Below are 491 nucleotides of genomic sequence, written 5' to 3' on the forward strand. Positions count from 1 at the left end.
CCGGCATCGACGACCTCCCCGACCACCTCCATCACCGGCTCGGGCCCGACCTCTCCAAGGAGGCGGAGAAGACCCTCGTCGGGTACGCCACCCGGCACCGCCCTTCTGAGCTGCGCACCCTGGCCCGCCGCATCCTCGACGTCGTCGCCCCCGAAATCGCCCAAGCCGAAGACGCCAAGCGTCTCGAAGCCGAAGAACGACGAGCCCGCGAAAAGGCCTCCCTACGATTCCGCCGCAACGGCGACGGCACCACCCGCATCAACGGCCTCGTCCCCGACGTCATCGCCGGACGACTCCAGACCTACCTCGCCGCCTACACCAGCCCCCGCCACAACACCGGACAGCAGGAAGGTCAGGTGGGTGGTGAGGCCGGGGGTGAGGCCGACCGCATCCCGATGCACCGCAAACGCGCCCACGCCCTCGCCGCACTGCTGGAACACCTCGACCCCGACCACCTGCCCGAACACGGCGGCCTGGCCACCACCGTCATC

General features: G+C 70.1%; 1 protein-coding gene. It reads left to right on the forward strand.

Annotated elements, in window-relative coordinates:
• A partial coding sequence (locus tag E9934_RS19125; protein ID WP_158295072.1) for a DUF222 domain-containing protein occupies window positions 1–491 on the forward strand: 491 nt, incomplete at both ends.

Origin of the sequence: Nocardioides caeni (genome assembly GCF_004912195.1) — a bacterium.
In the GTDB taxonomy this organism is placed as follows: Bacteria; Actinomycetota; Actinomycetes; order Propionibacteriales; family Nocardioidaceae; genus Nocardioides; species Nocardioides caeni.